General features: G+C 40.9%; 19 protein-coding genes. 9 read left to right on the forward strand and 10 right to left on the reverse strand.

Annotated features, from left to right (window positions below; translation table 11 throughout):
• Positions 1-214 precede the first annotated feature (214 nt).
• The 4 genes from QWT69_RS12855 to QWT69_RS12870 all read right to left on the reverse strand — a co-directional run bounded on the left by QWT69_RS12855 (position 215) and on the right by QWT69_RS12870 (position 4862).
• A complete protein-coding gene (locus QWT69_RS12855) occupies positions 215-415 on the reverse strand; it encodes a hypothetical protein (protein ID WP_317966249.1) in 201 nt (66 codons plus the stop codon).
• A gap of 390 nt (positions 416-805) precedes the next feature.
• The gene (locus tag QWT69_RS12860) at positions 806-2380 is read right to left on the reverse strand and encodes a M2 family metallopeptidase (RefSeq protein WP_317966251.1); all 1575 of its coding nucleotides are present in this window, start codon (positions 2378-2380) and stop codon (positions 806-808) included.
• A 132-nt stretch (positions 2381-2512) separates the two neighbouring features.
• Positions 2513-3313 carry a YqhG family protein gene (locus QWT69_RS12865; RefSeq protein ID WP_317966253.1) on the reverse strand — a complete coding sequence of 267 codons (801 nt, stop codon included), beginning with the start codon at positions 3311-3313 and terminating at the stop codon, positions 2513-2515.
• 16 nt (positions 3314-3329) lie between these two features.
• Complete coding sequence (locus QWT69_RS12870; protein ID WP_317971093.1) at positions 3330-4862, reverse strand: DEAD/DEAH box helicase; 1533 nt, start codon at positions 4860-4862, stop codon at positions 3330-3332.
• 90 nt (positions 4863-4952) lie between these two features.
• Here QWT69_RS12870 and QWT69_RS12875 point away from each other — a divergent pair, with 90 nt between their 5' ends.
• From QWT69_RS12875 to QWT69_RS12905, 7 genes are all read left to right on the forward strand, one after another.
• Positions 4953-5195, forward strand: a complete 243-nt coding sequence (locus QWT69_RS12875; RefSeq protein WP_317966255.1) for a small, acid-soluble spore protein tlp — start codon at positions 4953-4955, stop codon at positions 5193-5195.
• A gap of 259 nt (positions 5196-5454) precedes the next feature.
• Positions 5455-5784, forward strand: coding sequence for a KGG domain-containing protein (locus tag QWT69_RS12880; RefSeq protein WP_317966257.1), 330 nt, complete (start codon positions 5455-5457; stop codon positions 5782-5784).
• Positions 5785-6000: 216 nt separating this feature from the next.
• Complete coding sequence (locus QWT69_RS12885) at positions 6001-6561, forward strand: TetR/AcrR family transcriptional regulator (RefSeq protein WP_317966259.1); 561 nt, start codon at positions 6001-6003, stop codon at positions 6559-6561.
• Positions 6562-6664: 103 nt separating this feature from the next.
• The gene (locus QWT69_RS12890; protein ID WP_317966260.1) at positions 6665-7132 is read left to right on the forward strand and encodes a GNAT family N-acetyltransferase; all 468 of its coding nucleotides are present in this window, start codon (positions 6665-6667) and stop codon (positions 7130-7132) included.
• Positions 7129-8487, forward strand: coding sequence for an MATE family efflux transporter (locus QWT69_RS12895; RefSeq protein ID WP_317966261.1), 1359 nt, complete (start codon positions 7129-7131; stop codon positions 8485-8487). Before QWT69_RS12890 ends, QWT69_RS12895 begins: the two co-directional genes overlap by 4 nt.
• A gap of 137 nt (positions 8488-8624) precedes the next feature.
• Complete coding sequence (locus tag QWT69_RS12900) at positions 8625-9656, forward strand: ABC transporter permease (RefSeq protein ID WP_317966263.1); 1032 nt, start codon at positions 8625-8627, stop codon at positions 9654-9656.
• A 1-nt stretch (position 9657) separates the two neighbouring features.
• Complete coding sequence (locus tag QWT69_RS12905; RefSeq protein WP_317966265.1) at positions 9658-10332, forward strand: ABC transporter ATP-binding protein; 675 nt, start codon at positions 9658-9660, stop codon at positions 10330-10332.
• 367 nt (positions 10333-10699) lie between these two features.
• Here QWT69_RS12905 and QWT69_RS12910 read toward each other — a convergent pair whose 3' ends face one another.
• The 3 genes from QWT69_RS12910 to QWT69_RS12920 form a co-directional block, all read right to left on the reverse strand.
• Entirely contained in the window at positions 10700-11473 is a 774-nt protein-coding gene (locus tag QWT69_RS12910; RefSeq protein ID WP_317971095.1) for a DUF817 domain-containing protein, read from the reverse strand.
• Between the two features lie 86 nt (positions 11474-11559).
• Positions 11560-11775, reverse strand: coding sequence for a helix-turn-helix domain-containing protein (locus tag QWT69_RS12915; protein WP_317966267.1), 216 nt, complete (start codon positions 11773-11775; stop codon positions 11560-11562).
• A 10-nt stretch (positions 11776-11785) separates the two neighbouring features.
• Positions 11786-12265: a DUF2975 domain-containing protein gene (locus QWT69_RS12920; RefSeq protein WP_317966269.1), complete on the reverse strand. Its 480-nt coding sequence runs from the start codon at positions 12263-12265 to the stop codon at positions 11786-11788.
• A gap of 187 nt (positions 12266-12452) precedes the next feature.
• Here QWT69_RS12920 and QWT69_RS12925 point away from each other — a divergent pair, with 187 nt between their 5' ends.
• Positions 12453-12638, forward strand: a complete 186-nt coding sequence (locus QWT69_RS12925; RefSeq protein ID WP_317966270.1) for a cysteine-rich CWC family protein — start codon at positions 12453-12455, stop codon at positions 12636-12638.
• Between the two features lie 47 nt (positions 12639-12685).
• On the opposite strand, the gene QWT69_RS12930 is transcribed toward QWT69_RS12925, so the two are convergent.
• Positions 12686-13708 carry an HAAS signaling domain-containing protein gene (locus QWT69_RS12930; protein WP_317966271.1) on the reverse strand — a complete coding sequence of 341 codons (1023 nt, stop codon included), beginning with the start codon at positions 13706-13708 and terminating at the stop codon, positions 12686-12688.
• Entirely contained in the window at positions 13686-14033 is a 348-nt protein-coding gene (locus QWT69_RS12935; RefSeq protein ID WP_317966272.1) for a PadR family transcriptional regulator, read from the reverse strand. The genes QWT69_RS12930 and QWT69_RS12935 overlap by 23 nt, the downstream gene beginning before the upstream one ends.
• A gap of 263 nt (positions 14034-14296) precedes the next feature.
• Between QWT69_RS12935 and QWT69_RS12940 the strand changes: the two genes are divergently transcribed.
• A complete protein-coding gene (locus QWT69_RS12940; RefSeq protein WP_317966274.1) occupies positions 14297-15529 on the forward strand; it encodes a dicarboxylate/amino acid:cation symporter in 1233 nt (410 codons plus the stop codon).
• Positions 15530-15577: 48 nt separating this feature from the next.
• Here QWT69_RS12940 and QWT69_RS12945 read toward each other — a convergent pair whose 3' ends face one another.
• Positions 15578-16594 carry an LLM class flavin-dependent oxidoreductase gene (locus tag QWT69_RS12945; RefSeq protein ID WP_317966276.1) on the reverse strand — a complete coding sequence of 339 codons (1017 nt, stop codon included), beginning with the start codon at positions 16592-16594 and terminating at the stop codon, positions 15578-15580.
• Positions 16595-16665 lie beyond the last annotated feature (71 nt).

Here is a 16665-nt window from a genome sequence, read left to right on the forward strand (position 1 = left end):
CACATTGATTTGCGTTCCAGCCGTTCGGTTTCCGGAGGGCGTGGCTTGAGCCGCTTCCTTCGCTTCGCTACGTCCAGGGTCTCAAGGCGAGTGCAAAGATATGCTCGAAAAGCTATCGCTTTATCTCGCAAAAGCCGTTCTACGTTACGGCTTTCGCTAATCCTCCCGGAGTCGAAGGCTTGCACTCCACTCAACTAAAAGTACTCGTTAGTGGTTAACCATACATAGGAGCAGTTACTCCAGCTAAAATTATTAAAAGAGATATGGAGGCAATAAGGGTATATTTCACTGATACTTTATCATCTCTTACTAAAGAATAAATTGCAGAAATCAATGAAGTAATGAATATAAAAGGCCAGATAAACCAAAAATCATAATACAGAGAACCTAATTCTTGCATCACACTATGAAACATACAATATCCCTCCTGTCTTATCGAAAAATAAAATGATCATCAGGTTCCCAAATGTGTGTGTCATCGCAAACGTACCCTTGAAGCCAAAGTGTTCGAGCATTCCTGCCTTAATTTCTGTAAAGAACACAAAAGTTAACGCAAAGCAACAGTATGCACGCAACATAGTGGCTCATTTCAAAACTCGCATAGTTCTACTATTCATATAGCGTGGCTGTTGTCGTTAGTAATTGAATAAAAGCACCGCGAAATGCGATGCTCATTAGTGCTCAAATTCGAAGTTCACTTGCTCGGTATTTCAATCGAATACCACTTATCTGAACGTATCGCCTTTCTCCAAGCAACATTGCCTGGATAGAGTCCACGTACCTATTCAATCACATCGTTATCCTATCAATTCACAAATTGATTGAGAAAATGTTGTGGGTTTAATTTCTCGCCTGTCGCTCTTTCAATCTTCTCATTCCAAGGATAACGCGCACCTGGTTTGAAGAACTCTTCGATTAAGAATTCTCCCACTTTTTCTGTAAACAGATCTGCAGATATTTCCTTTTCGATATATGCTTGCAATTGGGATGTTGTCAACTCGCCAAGCAAATAGTTCTGGTAATAAACAGGAACGAGGGTGAAATGAATTTTTGCTGCCCAATGTGGATAATCCTGATTGTCAGGCGGATTCACAAATTGTGTGTCCTTGACGAGTTTCCACCAAAGTTTGTTCAAATCCTGATCGGGATTTTCATACAATTCCCGCTCAAAGAAGGAGAATGTCATCATCCAACGGCCTGCGATGAGCATTTGCCAACGCAATGACTTTTCGATAAGCGGCGTTAATTGTTCAGTTTGTGCTTTCTCCAAACCGACGAAACGCTCGAGCCATGCCGGATTCTTACTGAAACGGCCATACAGCATCGCAATCGCTTCAGTCGTCAATGTATGGGCAGGACTGCGTAAAGTGTAAGGTAGTTCCCCGTCAATATATTTAAAATACACCGCATGTCCGAATTCATGCAGCATTGTTGTCGACCAATAATCTGAAAGTGTGTTATTGCACAGGACACGCACATCCCCTTCACGATCTATATCCGTACAGAAAGCGTGCTGATTTTTGTTTTCACGGGGGTACAAATCGCTATTCGCAAGCATCTCTGTAATATCCATACCTGTGCTCTTGAATGTTTCAATCGTCAATTTCTCGAGATCTTTTCCTTCATAGAAAGGGTCAAGATCCAATCCTTTTAACGCGGGTGCCTCTTGGAAAAACGGATCCGCGTAATGCCATGGTCTAAGATCAGCAACAGCTAGGCCGAATCGTTCCGCCAAGTCTGTATCGATTTCTTGCTTTAACTCACGGAATGGTTCATCAGATAGTTCTTTCATTTGATGGAAAATCGAGAATACTTCATCGCGATCCAAATCTTGTAAAGCGAAACTCATTTCGTGATAGTTTTCATATCCTAATGACCGTGCTACTTCATTTCTTTTCTTCACGAGTACAAGCAGTTTTTCTTCGACTTCTTTGCCAATTTGCTTGCTCGCTTCCCACGCCTTTTTCCGTTCAGCGGAGTCATTACTTTTCACTAGAATTTGTCGAACGTCGTTTTCTGTAACCGTCTGTCCATCCATTTTCGCCCGATATGTATTGAAAATCCCAATCAATTCCGTTGATAGTTCGACCATCTCTTTCAAATCCGCTTCAGGAATTTGATTTTGAGCCATTCCGTTATGTATCATTTCAAGCTGTCGACGCTCGATATCCGTCAAATCATTTTGTTCCAAATACGCCTTTACTTGTTCGAAACGATTTTTGTCAGACAAATAGATTTTGAATGCCGTTTGTGCTTCCGCCGTTTTCTTACTCCATTGTTCCTCACCTGTCGTAGAAGCCTTCCATGAATTGCTTGCACTTTCGATATGGAGTTTTTGGACTTCCTCATTGTATGTATTCAAAAACTGTTGAACTGTCATATTCTCTACCCCTTTTGTTTTTGGTCATATCAGTCTATATTCTATACACATTGTCATAAGCCCTCTTTTTTTCTCAAATTTTCAAAATGAAAACCCAACTACGAATAGTCGGGTTTTCATTTTACTATAGGTCTATACTTTATAAGGAACACCTTTCAAATAGAACATTCCACCGTTAATAATATCGATTTTAATTTTTGGTGTGTACTGTTCTTCCATCGCCTGTCTTTCCACTTCGTAGCTTTCTGGCTTATTCTCGACTCCTTCATAAAAATACTCCAATACTTTGCAGTCTTTCTTCCATCTTTTATTCACTTCTTCAATCCAACTATGATCATCTTGTTTAATCAAATCAATTACAGTCAATTCCATCCGCCCCAATGCGCGCAGCGGTTTAATTGTATACGGTAAGTTGAATGTACCAGGTGACATTTCCTCATTCAGTGAGATGCTGTTAAGGTGTTCCTGGAATCCGTCGATCATCTGTCCTGTCATTAAGTTCATCCCTAATGAGTAAAGGGTTTCTTTCGTCTGATCGCTTGAATAAGTCACTTTGAAATTCACCCCTAACCAAGGCGTTAAAATCGTTTTTACTTCATACGCATTGTGGATTGATTCGTACATCTTAACGACAGCACCTTGTTGCCTCGTCACTTGAAATAGCTGATTGAGACGACGAGAACCAAAATGGACGATTTCTCCACTAACCTCGTTTTGAAGCTTTGTTGCATCGGTAATGAAGGTCAGTTGTGCAGGGTACGGAACTGCATCCGTACTTTCTACGTACTGCCAATAAAATGGACGGTTCATAATCTTCTTGTCCATTTCAATCGTCAATTGAACACTTAAGTAGTGACCTTGGTCATTGATGATTTGACAGTTGTTTTCATTGAAGAACCGGCTTAGATAACGATGGATTTGATGAGGAAGCATTGTATTTCTCCCTTCCTTAAATGGTCATTTTATAAGACGACAAAATAGCATCCAGTTCCCCGACGACTTTTTCGAATACATTGATTTTCGTGTACAACAACTCGACGATATGATCATCGATTGTTGAGTTAACCGCCAAGTTATAAATGTGCACATCATTCTGTTGCCCTAATCGATGGACTCGCCCAATTCGTTGTTCGAGTTTCATCGGGTTCCATGGTAGATCGAAGTTAATCACGTTATGGCAAAATTGAAGGTTAATCCCTTCACTTCCTGATTCCGTGGCGATGAGTACTTGTGCTTGTTGTTGGAAGAGATGTTTCATCCACTCGCGTTTACTTTTGCTGAATTTCCCGTTAAACAGTACGCTTGTAATCCCTTTTTCATACAAATAAGACTGTAAATACATTTGCGTTGCACGGTACTCTGTGAAGATGATCACTTTATCATTTGCTTGCTTGATTAATTCAAATGCCTTTTCAGCTTTTGAATTCATCTCAAGCAGCGTTAATTTTTGAAGTATCTCGTCTACAACGACCAATTCGTCTTGCTGAATACACTTTTCACGCATCTTGATTAACGTAGTGTACACGGCTTCCTTACTGCTACACATTTCCCGTTGAAGTGTGATGACGGAGAATGCATCTGAGAACGCAGCTGAACTATGTTTCAATTCGGATATTAAGTCATACACGTGACGTTCTTCTTTGGTAAATTCAATTGGAATAATTTCGACATGCCGATCTGGCCATTCGATACCTGTTGCCTCCCTAGTGTTCCGTACCATCACTTGATTGACGAGTTCTCTTAGGAACTCCTCATGCTCCACATTATGCTTACTCGCAGAAAATGCCGCTTGAAATGTTTCATAATTGCCAAGATGTCCCGGTTTTAACAACGTGATTAAATAGAACAATTCAAACACATCATTCTGAATAGGAGTCGCCGTCAACAACAGACAAAACTTCTTTTTTAAATGTTGGACGAACTCGTAATTTTTCGTTTGATGATTTTTTAATTTATGGGCTTCATCGATAATAACAAGATCAAAATCCTGTTCATAAATCTTTTCCTTATGCGGACTCCTCTTTGCCATATCAATACTCATAACGACAATATCGCAATGTTGCAAGTCGTATTTTTTATTAAACTGCATGGCCGGTATATGGAATTTCCGATTCAACTCGTCGATCCATTGATTGACGAGAGAAGCCGGTGCAAGAATAAGTGCTTTTTTCACAAGGCCTCTTATTAAATACTCTTTTAAAATCAAGCCCGCTTCAATTGTTTTGCCAAGTCCCACTTCATCTGCAAGGATCGCTTTACCGTTCATCCGTTCGATGACCGTTTCAGCTACTTCCAATTGGTGGGCAAATGGCGTTAGATTAGGCAAGTATTTCGTGGACTGTAAGCCACGGAAGTCCGTTATCATAGTGGACTTGGCAACTTCATACGCCATTTTGTAAAGTGTCCAATTATCCCAGGCTTCCTCTTTTTCGAGACGGTCCATGAAACTTTCCTTCCAATCGGAAGACCGTTCAATGCGCATAGAAATCCCCTCACAAATCGTTTTCTTTCCCATTAGAATGTCCACAATCAGCGTTCCTATGATAATCATTTTGAAATGGCTTCCGTGTACATGAAAACGTATAAAACGTTCATCCTATTTGTTACGATAATGAAGGAGAGTGAAATGATCATGCCTGATATAACACCGATTCCGAATGATTCCGCAGATGACATCGAAAGATTGAAAAAGACGATTGATAACAAACAAGCTGCAATGGAAGCGATGAAGTATGCAGAAGGTGACGAGTTGACAGCGATTAAAGAGAAAAACGAACGTCGGGAACAAGCGTTGAAAAACTTTGGTAAATATTGAATACTTACTATAAAAACAAAGAATTCCTTCCGCACTTATATTTGTGGAAGGAATTTTTTCCTTCTTTTCAAATGATAGCGAAATCATTTTATAGCGTTTTTAAATTGTAATAAAAGTAATTAATTAGCTCGATTAGCTTTACACTAAGGCTTTCTCAAAAAAAGCTACTAGTTTTATATTTTTTCATGTTTGAATTCTCTCTATGCGGTTATATAGTGACTGTACGATAAAATCATAAAAAAAAGGAGAGATTTTCATTATGGCACAAGACAGAGATAACAGGTATCAGAATCAGAATCAGAACCAAAATCAAAGTCCGAATAACCGTAGTAAAATGTCCCAAGAAGAAGCTGGTCGTATGGGTGGAGAAGCAACCGCTCAAAACCACAATCAAAATTTTTATGAAGAAATCGGACGTAAAGGCGGAGAAGCTACTGCCCAAAACCATAATAAAGATTTCTATGAAGAAATTGGTCAAAAAGGCGGAGAGGCTAGAAGCCAACAAAGCAACAATTATAACTCCAGAAATCAACAGCAAAATGAAAACAATAACAACAGCAACAGAAATAACAATAACGACTATAATTAATTGTTTTGCAAGTGATGCGGACAAGTTGAACAACTCAATTAGAACAGGTGAAAGTAGCTCTGAGAGCCGCTTTCACCTGTTTTTAGTTCAAGTCTCATTTTTCATAAATCGGTTAAGATGTGATCATTGCATTTTAGTAAAATACGAAGTATACTTTTTCAAGACTTATAAAACTAATATCGTTCCACCAGTTTACACCCGAGGAGGATTCATTATATGAAAGCCAGAATCATGAAAGCGTTCTTGGAGGAAATACATGAAAAGAGTATGAAGTTCACGATGGATGATCTAGCTAAGCGCCTTGGGATCAGCAAAAGAACATTGTATGAACACTTTTCCTCAAAGACCGAAATTCTCGATGCCATCATCGATTCGACATTGCTTGAATTTGATGAGAAAACAGCCATTATCGTCAATGATCCACAGCTTTCACTGATTGAAAAGATAAAAGGCGCCATTACAGTCATTCCTAAATACAACGACTTCTATAGTTGGACAATTCTCGAACAGATGAAAAAGTCTTATCCTGATCAGTGGAAACGGGTTCATGATGCCATTAATGAATGGGATGCTTTACGCGAATTGATTGAGCAAGGAATTAGAGACGGTGAGATTGCCGATCAGAATGTTGCTTTGCTTATGAAATTAATTATTGATGCGTCAAACTCTACGATGGATCGCAAATTTTTCTACGAGAATAGCATTACTGTATCTGAAGCGTTGGACTCAATTGTTGATATTTTATTGTTCGGCTTTATTAAAAAGAATAATGGATGACGAAACCGACGATACAAAGAGCGGTTTTTTCCAGGCGTTTGTAAACTGATAAAACAATTATAGTTTTTATGTTTTAACAAATTTTAGAAAGCGAGATGGAATTATGAGCCTCCACATACGTGAGGTTACTGCTGAAAATTGGTTGGATATCGCCTCTTTATCAGTGGATGAAAACCAGAAAAATTATATTGAAAGCAATTCATTCTCCTTGGCCCAATCAAAATTCGAGCCTGAATGGAAATCTGTCGGTTTGTATGATGGAAACGTACTAATCGGCTATGCCATGCACGGGTATGATAAATCCAATGGCGATGTGTGGTTGGATCGTTTTATGATCGATTCGACATTTCAGGGGCAAGGCTATGCTAGTCGCTTCCTGCCAATTTTACTTCGTCATATGAGAGAGCTATATGCTTGTGACCGGATCTACCTCAGTATCTATCCTGATAACAGTAGAGCACAGCATTTATATGAAAAGTTTGGCTTTACATTAAACGGTCAAGTGGATGATGTCGGAGAATTCCCATGTCTTGTCATGGAATTAGATACAGATAAGGGTGACAATAAATGAGCTCCAACACTTCGAGATTTACCGATTTAGATACGCAACCAGTCGGACGTATTTTTCTACGCTATCTCATTCCATCGATGATCGGAATGGGGTTAATGGCAGCAAATATTGTAGCTGACGGGATCATGGTCGGCAATCGACTAGGCGAAGAAGCACTCGCAGGCGTTGGAATCGCTTCCCCCGTCTATACACTATTCTTCGCGATTTCGCTGTGGATTGGAATTGGTGCAGCGACAAAATATTCAATTGCAATGGGGCAAAAAAATACTAAAGAGAGTCGCATCATTTTCACACATGCGATCCTGTCTATTTTCGTTTTCACATTGCTGATTGGGTTAACTGCATTTATGTTTCGAGACGAATTGGCTTACGCACTCGGTGCCAATGCGACCACATTCCCATTTGTCTCTGATTATTTATATGTGATTTTGTTGTTCGGCTTTATCTTTACGGTTGAAAATACATTCAGTGTCTTCATCCGAAATGATGGCGCACCGAAGCTTGCGATGTCAGGGCTTATCGTCACTTCCGTCGTCAATATTATATTGAATTACATCTTTTTATTCATTTTCGATTGGGGCGTAAGCGGTGCAGCTTTTGCGACCATTCTCGCTTCATTCCTAGGCATGCTTGTATTGTGCAGTCATTTTTTCAGAAAAACGAATAATTTGAAGCTCGTACGAATTTCATTTGATAAAAAATTATTTGGCGCTATCCTTGTCGTCGGGTTTCCAAGTTTCCTTTCGGAAGTCGGTATTTCTGTATTTACGATTTCCCATAATATCGCCTTTGAACGGGCGGCCGGAACAAAAGGCGTTGCAGCCTTTTCCATTTTGAACTATGTACACGGCGTCATGCTGATGATGTTCCTCGGAATGGGGAGCGCCATTCAGCCGTTAGTAAGCTATTATCACGGAGCAAAAAACGCAAGCCGAATGCGAGAGACCGTTATTAAAGCGACAATTACTGTCGTTTCCGCAGGCACGCTCTTCTTCCTTTTAGGTCAGTTTGCCGCTGGATCGATTGTTTCCATATTCGGTGATTTCCCTGAGGAAGTCACATCACTTGCGACGACAGGTATTCGGCTATTCTTCATCGCGTACTTGTTCACTGGGACAAACTTCGTCATGATGACGTACTACCAATCCGTCGGCAATGTGCGGATTGCAACGATGATGACAGCCTCACGTGAAATTATTGTTATGTTCATCTTCTTGCTTCTTTTGCCACCATTTTTAGGATTAAACGGAATTTGGTTATCCATTCCTGCTTCTGAATTTGTCGTCTTTGTGAGTGTGTTCATTTATCAGATGATAGTAGTAAAAACACCATCTCACAAACTGAACTCAAATTAAATCGCTTTAACGAAGGCAAGCGAAGTGTATATTTACACGCTTTAGCCTGTTTTTTTGCTATGTAATCTACTGTTCACGTTCCGTTCATGTTCAAGGTTTACACTAAGGACATCAAGAAAAAAGCGGAGGCGTGTTCAATGAAAATGGCATTTAAGGAAATGAAAAAAAGTAAATCAAAATTCCTGATTTTAGGTTCCATCATTTTTCTAGTCAGTTTTTTAACTTTCATCATCTCGGGGTTAGCGAATGGATTGTCACAAGACAATGCAGCACTCATTAAGGATATGCCGAACGGACACTTCTATTTGAATGAAGATGCAAATGAGACGTATAACCTATCCAAAATAGATGAAGAGTTGCAAAAAGATGTTTTGGCGAAACATCCTGAAGCGACTGCGTTCTCCATTCAAATGGGCTTCTTTAATGACGCAGAGGATAAGCAGCATAGTGTAGCATTTGTCACTTCTACCGAATCGGATTTGTTCCAAGATGTGAAAGACGGTGAGATTGTTTTAGATCGCTCACTCGAAAAAGATGGCGTCCAAGTCGGGGATATTTTGACAAACAATATGTTCAGTGGTGAATTTAAAGTAATCGGTTTCGTTGACCAGCAAAAATATAGCCACGCACCGGTCGCTTTTATTCATCAAACAAATTATCAGGAAATATATCGGGTTATGGAATTGCAAACGATCTTTATTCCCGGAAAAGAGGCATCGGCGATTTCTGGTCTTGATTCATTTACGAACAAAGGCTTTTTGAATACAATTCCTAGTTACAACGCGGAACAGATGTCATTGAATATGATCATTTGGTTTTTAGTAATTATTAGCGGAATGTTGTTTGCGATTTTCTTCTATATGATGAATGTCCAAAAGATTGGATTGTACGGCATTTTGAAAGCGATTGGTATGAAAACCATATCCTTGTTCCAGATGATTTGGTATCAGATGATTACAATTACTGCGGTTTCGTTAGTTATTTCAATCGCATTAAGTCAGGTGTTTAACTTCATTGCTCCTGAAGGCATGCCGTTTTCCTTAACGATGAATACCGTATTGACACTTTCAGCCGTATTTTTAGCAGTTGGATTCATCGGAGCGACCATTTCAGGCTTCCAAATTAAAAAAATCGAACCGCTTCAGGCGATTCAACAAGGAGAGATGTAAGATGGAGACTTTTGTAATCGATGATGTCACAAAGTCCTTTCAAAATGGTGAAGTTGAGGAGAAGGTGTTAAAAGGCGTCAATTTATCATTGAAAGAGGGCGAGATTACAGCACTCGTCGGGCCTTCAGGATCAGGGAAATCAACGATATTGACGATTGCTGCCGGATTACAAAAGGCTTCAGGCGGCCAGATTCTGTTTGACGGTTCTGACATGACTGAAATGAGTCAAGAAGACATCCGTAAAGTGCGTTCCAGCGAATTCGGATTTGTCTTCCAATCTTCTCACCTCGTTCCTTTCTTGACGGTCGAAGAACAATTGGATCTCATGCTTGATGTTGCGGAAAGCAAGATGGATAAAAAACAGCAGAATGACGAAATCGCGCGGATATTAAAACTCGTCGGTATGGAACATCGAAAAGATGCCTACCCGCCTTCCCTGTCCGGGGGCGAAAAACAGCGTGTCGCTATTGCGCGCGCAATCATTCACAAGCCTAAGATTTTATTTGCGGACGAACCGACGGCAAGTTTAGATACAAAGCGTAAAAAAGAAGTGATGGAATTGATTCATGAATTGACGAAATCCCTTGGGTTGACGACGTTGATGGTGACGCATGATGACGAAATGTTGCCGTATGCGGATCGGGTCATTACGATGCGTGATGGGGTTATTATATAAATTGAAAATGATCCATCCTACTAGAGCAACTCGATGTAGGATGGATTATTTGTGATTTCATGTAGTATTCAGGGTACTTCCTTTACTTAGCATTCTCATCTGGCTGATGATTTCTTAAGGTTACTATTCTTGATTAAGTGGCCAATATCCTTTTATAGAGGAGAGGATTAGCTACTTTTTTTATGGAAGCGTTTGGTTGTGTTGCGGAACGGGTTGGTTGTCTTATCGCGAAGCTTGATTGTGTTACAAGACCGTTTGATTGTGTTGCTCTTAGTTGATTGCGCTGCGAGTCCGTTTGGTTGTGTTGCAACAGATGTTGAATGTGTTACGAGACTGTTTCGTTATGTTGCGAAAATCAGTTCGTTTCTCACTCCCTGCTTCTCTTAACCCGTTTCAATGTAGCGACAATTAAAAAGCTGACAATGACGAGTAGTAGCCATGAGCTTAGTTTTCCTAGGCCGACCAATTTCCACACTTCAGCCTGGTTCGGATATTTCCATGCTCCGAAAAACGTGGCGATGTTTTCCGCAATCCAAATGAAAAAACCGATGAGGACAAACGACAGAACTATAGGCATGCGGTACATTATCCCACCCACCATGTATGTAACCCATGAACGCCAAAATACGATAATCACAAACGCGGATAGCCACCAGCGGATGTCAATCCAAAAATGGTGCGTGAAGAAATTCAAGTAAATCGCATCGGCTAAGGACACAACAATCCAAAACGGCGGCCATTTAACCAGGTCCACTTGTAGCCTTCGCCATGCCTGACAGAGATAACTTGCCACACTGGCGTACATGAAGCCACTGTACAAAGGTACGCCGAAGACTTTGGCATATCCTTCTTCTGGATACGCCCAGGAACCCATATGTACTTTAAAGATTTCTAACGCCAGTCCAATTAGATGAAATAAAGTAATAACTTTCAGTTCATCACGTGTCTCTAGACCTGAACGCAACATCCACCATTGTGTTAAAAGGAAAATGATAAGTAGCCAGTCATACCTCGGCAGAAAAGGTAGTTGTACAAATTTTGTTAGAGCTAATGAGGAAAAAATAACGAGAGGAAATATACAGGACAATGCCTGTTCTCGTCCAAACCGAAAAAGTTGTTGTATCGTTTTCCTAATATTCATAATGACGACACGTTCCCCGGATTGCTTCGTATAGTTGTTAAGTATGTTCATCGACTCACCTTCCGATCCTCGTCAATCCACCCGAACTATAAATTTTCATCACTACGGTATTCCAATATATCTCCCGGTTGGCAGTCCAGCGCGTTGCAAATAGCTTCCAATGTTGAAAAACGGATAGCCTTTGCCTTTCCATTTTTCAAGATAGAAAGATTGGCCATCGTTATTCCTACCTTTTCCGTAAGCTCTGTTACGCTCATTTTGCGTTTTGCCAACATCACATCAATATGAATGATAATCGCCAATGTTTTCACCTCAAACCGTTAAATCATTTTCAATTTTTATCTCGATAGCGCTTGTTAATAACTTTTCAAGAACTGCCGCAAACACTGCAATTACGAATGACGCAAAAATAAGGACTAAGCCGATCACTATAATTCCCGGCGCATCATCTCTTTCCGCCAGAAGATAATAAAGTGGCATGCCCAGTACATATAAACTGCTAATAAGGACGGCGCAGTATTTGATAGTCTTTAATGCTTTAACTGACCGTTCTGAGAAGGCATTCTCCATGTCAATTAAGTTTAGTAATTTGAATGTTTGATAGAGCGCAAAGTAAAAAGGGATTGCTGCCGCATACATGTTGATTAGAATAAGATATTTTATATAACTCATCTCCGGATACAATTCCGCTGCAAAGTTTGCAATGGTCGGCACGACAAATACGCATAAAGCAAGAATCGGTATCCCCATAACAACAACAGCCAACTTCAAGAACATTGTTTCACGTTTCATTTCCAGCACCTCACATCGTTAAAGTCCTTTTCAATTTACCACGATATTTATCGTTTATCAATAAATCATTATCGATAAAGAACATTACAATGTTGTAAGTCAACTATGCTTCTCTACTAATTTAAAAGTTCCTCTCAGCAAATAAATGGTATACTACTAGCAAATTCAAACGCGAAAGGAGCTTACGATGAACACGACATGCCCGATTTGCGGGAATTCCAATAACTGTTGCAACGGAATCGATAAGTCCAAGGGTATTTGTTGGTGCACACAAGAAACTTTCCCACAAGAAATTTTCGACTTAGTGTCTGATGAGGATTTACGAAAGAAATGTATCTGTCAGGAATGCCTGCATCAATTTCCAAACAAATAAAACGCCAACGCAGATTTTTCAAGCGTTGGCGTTTTACTATTAGAGCATCATATTCTCATATTCGCTTTGCGGAAACTGTCAAACACTTCAATAGCGACTGCCACGACAATGGAGATGATTACTGTCCATTTCGCCCAGTTGATGAAATTGTCGAAGGAAGTGTAATCGATTTCCAGTAAGTCCACCATATATGGACCGACTGCTTCATTGATTAGAGCTGGGTTGCTTGCAATATATACAAGCACTAAAATGCTTAAAACATGCATGACTGCATTCGTTACTGCAAGCTTTCGAGTCCACAGCTTTTCTTTAAATTTATAAAGCAATACCCCGATTTGCAAAGCAGAAATGACTACGACGATTGGCCAGTAGGACAACAGGACGGGGTTATCAAATACAGGCATAACCATCCGCAACCCTTCCCCATCCATCTGTCGGTACACACCTATAAAACGGTCTGCATTGAAATAAAATAGAAGTCCAATGACTGACCAGAAGATCCCGAATACAACTTCACTTCTCTTGATGATTTTCTTTTTAGGTATGATTTGCACGTTCTTTAATGACAACGGATTCCATTTCTGCCCACCCATCATTTCCGACAGATTATCACTAGAACCTGCATATCTATCAATGAGGAAAAACGTCAATGTAATCCAAAAGAACACTTGTATGAGCACTTCTACAACACTTCCAATGAGCATACCCATTGTACCTGTGATTGCTGGGATAAGTGGCTCATCTACTGAGAAAGACAGCACACTGTCCACAATTTGAACGAGTATTGCGATGAGAATTGCCCACGGGACAGCAAGCTTCATCACTTCTACATATGCATCATACACTCTCGGACCAATTAAATACGACGGTGTATCGCGGTATTTCGCAGCAAGCTTCGCAGGATCGCCTAGCTTTTTGAGAACTTCCATCAATTCCTCTTCGGAATACGATTCTGGTAACATATCTTCGATTGTCGATTGAAGTTCCAGCGCTATATCTTCACGATTATTCTCAGGCAATCTTCTCGTTACTTCATAAACATACACCTCAATCAGCTCCACTGTCTCCATCCCCCTCAATCAATTTTTCCAGTTCCACAGTCATCGTTGCCCATTCGGATTTCAGCTGTTGATATAGGTCATTTCCATACTTACTAATAACGTAATATTTCCGAGGTCTGCTTTCCGTCGTATCCCATGTACTCGTCACTATTTCCTGTTTTTCCAATCGGCGAAGAAGTGGATACAACGTACTTTGTTCAATGACGACACCCGCTTTTTCCAAACGCTGAACGAGTGAATAACCATATTGCGGAGTATGCAATTGACTTAATACGGCAAGTGTCAGCGTCCCCCTTCTCAATTCAGTTGAAAATGTATCCAGCAAGGAATTCATAAGTTCACCTCATATCGTTATACTGTATATCGTACACTATTATAGTATGCAGAACAATACCAAATCACAACCTCTATTTCACATATTTATACTCATATATTCCTACAGAAAATCTTAACGGTTTCATCCAGTCCACCGATAGTATGCAAACTTATATTTCTAGTAGGCATGTCCTTTGACACACTGTCACGATTGCATTATCGTTTAGTTCTAAATAGATCATCCTCTATTTTAAAATCCAACAGAATGAAGGTGGGTATGCTGTGAAGAAAGTACTTAACTCTTATCTCCATGCATCCTTAATAGTAAAAATTACGATTGCCTTAGTTCTCGGTGTGCTCGTCGGTTTTATTTTTGGTGAACAGGCCGCCGTGCTTGCGCCACTTGGGGATTTACTGCTTCGTTTACTTACATTTCTTATCATCCCACTCATTTTCTTCACACTGATTGTCGGGGTGAATCAGACAAATATCGGAAATCTTGGCCGTATGGGCGGTAAGGTTTTCATCTATTACACGATCAGTTCTGCATTGGCGATTATTGTCGGTTTAGTTGTCGCAAGTACTTTTCAACCCGGTACCGGCATGCATCTAACCGGAGATGAAACATTCGAAACGCCAGAAAACCCTGGAATTATTAATGTTCTCTTAAATATTGTTCCCTCCAATATTGTGACCGCATTTGCCGAGATGAATCTGCTCGGTATTATCTTCACCGCCTTGGCGTTCGGAATTGCGATTTCAGCTATGCGCGCATCGGAACAATTTAGCGAACTTGGAAACTCTTTATTCACAACCATCAACGCTTTGAATGAAGCCTCTCAATATATTTTGCGAGCAATTCTTCAATATGTTCCTATCGGAATCTTCGCGATTATGGCGAAAACGGTCGGCAATCAAGGGAGCGATACGCTCGTATCACTTGGGAGTATGATTGGCGTCCTCTACATTGCACTACTTCTTCAAATTGTTGTCTACATCGTTTTGCTTCTCATCTTTGGTGTAAAACCAGGCCATTTCATCAAACATGCTCGGACGCCTGTTATCACAGCATTTGTCACGCAAAGCAGTACTGGCACATTGCCACTTACTTTAACTGCAGCGAAGAATATAGGCATCTCTAAAAGTTTATATGGATTCAGCCTCCCTCTTGGTGCAACGATTAATATGGATGGAGCAGCGATTCGAATAGCTGTTTCCGCTGTATTCGCAGCGAACATTTCCGGAAATCCGCTTAGCCTCGCGGATATGCTGATGGTCGTATTAATCGGCACACTCGCTTCCATCGGTACGGCTGGAGTCCCTGGGGCCGGAATTGTTATGATTGCTACAGTGTTCGTTCAATTGGGGCTCCCAATCGAAGCGGTCGCTTTATTAGCTTCGATTGATGCTTTGATTGGTATGGGTGCAACTGCACTGAACGTTAGTGGCGATCTCGTCGGTACCGCTTTGATTGATCAACATGAAAAAAGACGTGAACGTAAAATCGCGAAATGAAAAAAGCCAAGTATCGGAAAACATCTCCGGTACTTGGCTTATTTTCATTTACTCCATCATTTCCCCAAGCAATTCATACGAATGCAGACGGTCTTCATGGTTAAAGATTCCTGAGCTGATAATTAACTCATTCGCTTTTGTGGCGTGGACGAATGCTTCCATCTTCTCTTTCACTGTTTCAGGACTTCCGACCATCACGGATGGCCAATTCGCTATTTCATCGAGTGTCGCTTTTTCATACGGTGAAAAGAAGGAGTCGACATCTTCGACGGGCGGTTTAAACTGTGTTGTGACACCTTTACGGATATTCAGGAACTGCTGTTGGAAAGATGTAGCGAGATATTGCGCTTTTTCATCCGTATCTGCAACAATCGCATTCACTCCGAGCATGACATAAGGTTCCTTTAAGTCTTTTGATGGTTTAAAATTGCTGTGGTAGATCTGCAATGCTTGCATGAGGTACGCCGGTGCAAAGTGACTCGCGAATGAAAACGGAAGTCCTAGTTCTGCAGATAACCTCGCGCTGAAATCACTCGATCCCAGCAGCCAAATTGGGATATCTTGTCCTTCACCGGGGACAGCGCGAACACGGGCTGATGGGTCGTATGTGAAGAACGACCGCAGTTCTGCCAATTGATCCGGAAAATCGTTACCACTGCTATTTAGCGTTCTTCGTAAAGCATACGCAGTCGCCTGATCACTCCCCGGAGCACGGCCCAAGCCTAAATCGATACGTCCTGGGTACAACGCATCCAATGTGCCAAACTGTTCAGCAATGACGAGTGGTGCATGATTCGGCAGCATGACACCGCCTGCTCCAACGCGAATGGTTTTCGTAGCGCCTGCCACATGACCGATAATGAGGGACGTCGCCGAACTTGCAACTCCTGGCATGTTATGGTGCTCAGCAAGCCAGTACCGGTTGAAACCCCACTTCTCGACATGCTGTGCAAGATCGACAGTGTTCTTGAATGATTGCGATGCATCACTTCCCTCATTAATCATCGCCAGGTCAAGGATCGAAAGTGGGATGCCGTTAAACTTCTTAGATTGTGCAGTAATCATATGGAACTCACTCCTTAAGTATATGAAATAGTGGTTCAGGTCGTTTATGCTCCCCTTGAAACACTGTATCA

Source organism: Sporosarcina oncorhynchi (genome assembly GCF_033304615.1).
Taxonomy (GTDB): domain Bacteria; phylum Bacillota; class Bacilli; order Bacillales_A; family Planococcaceae; genus Sporosarcina; species Sporosarcina oncorhynchi.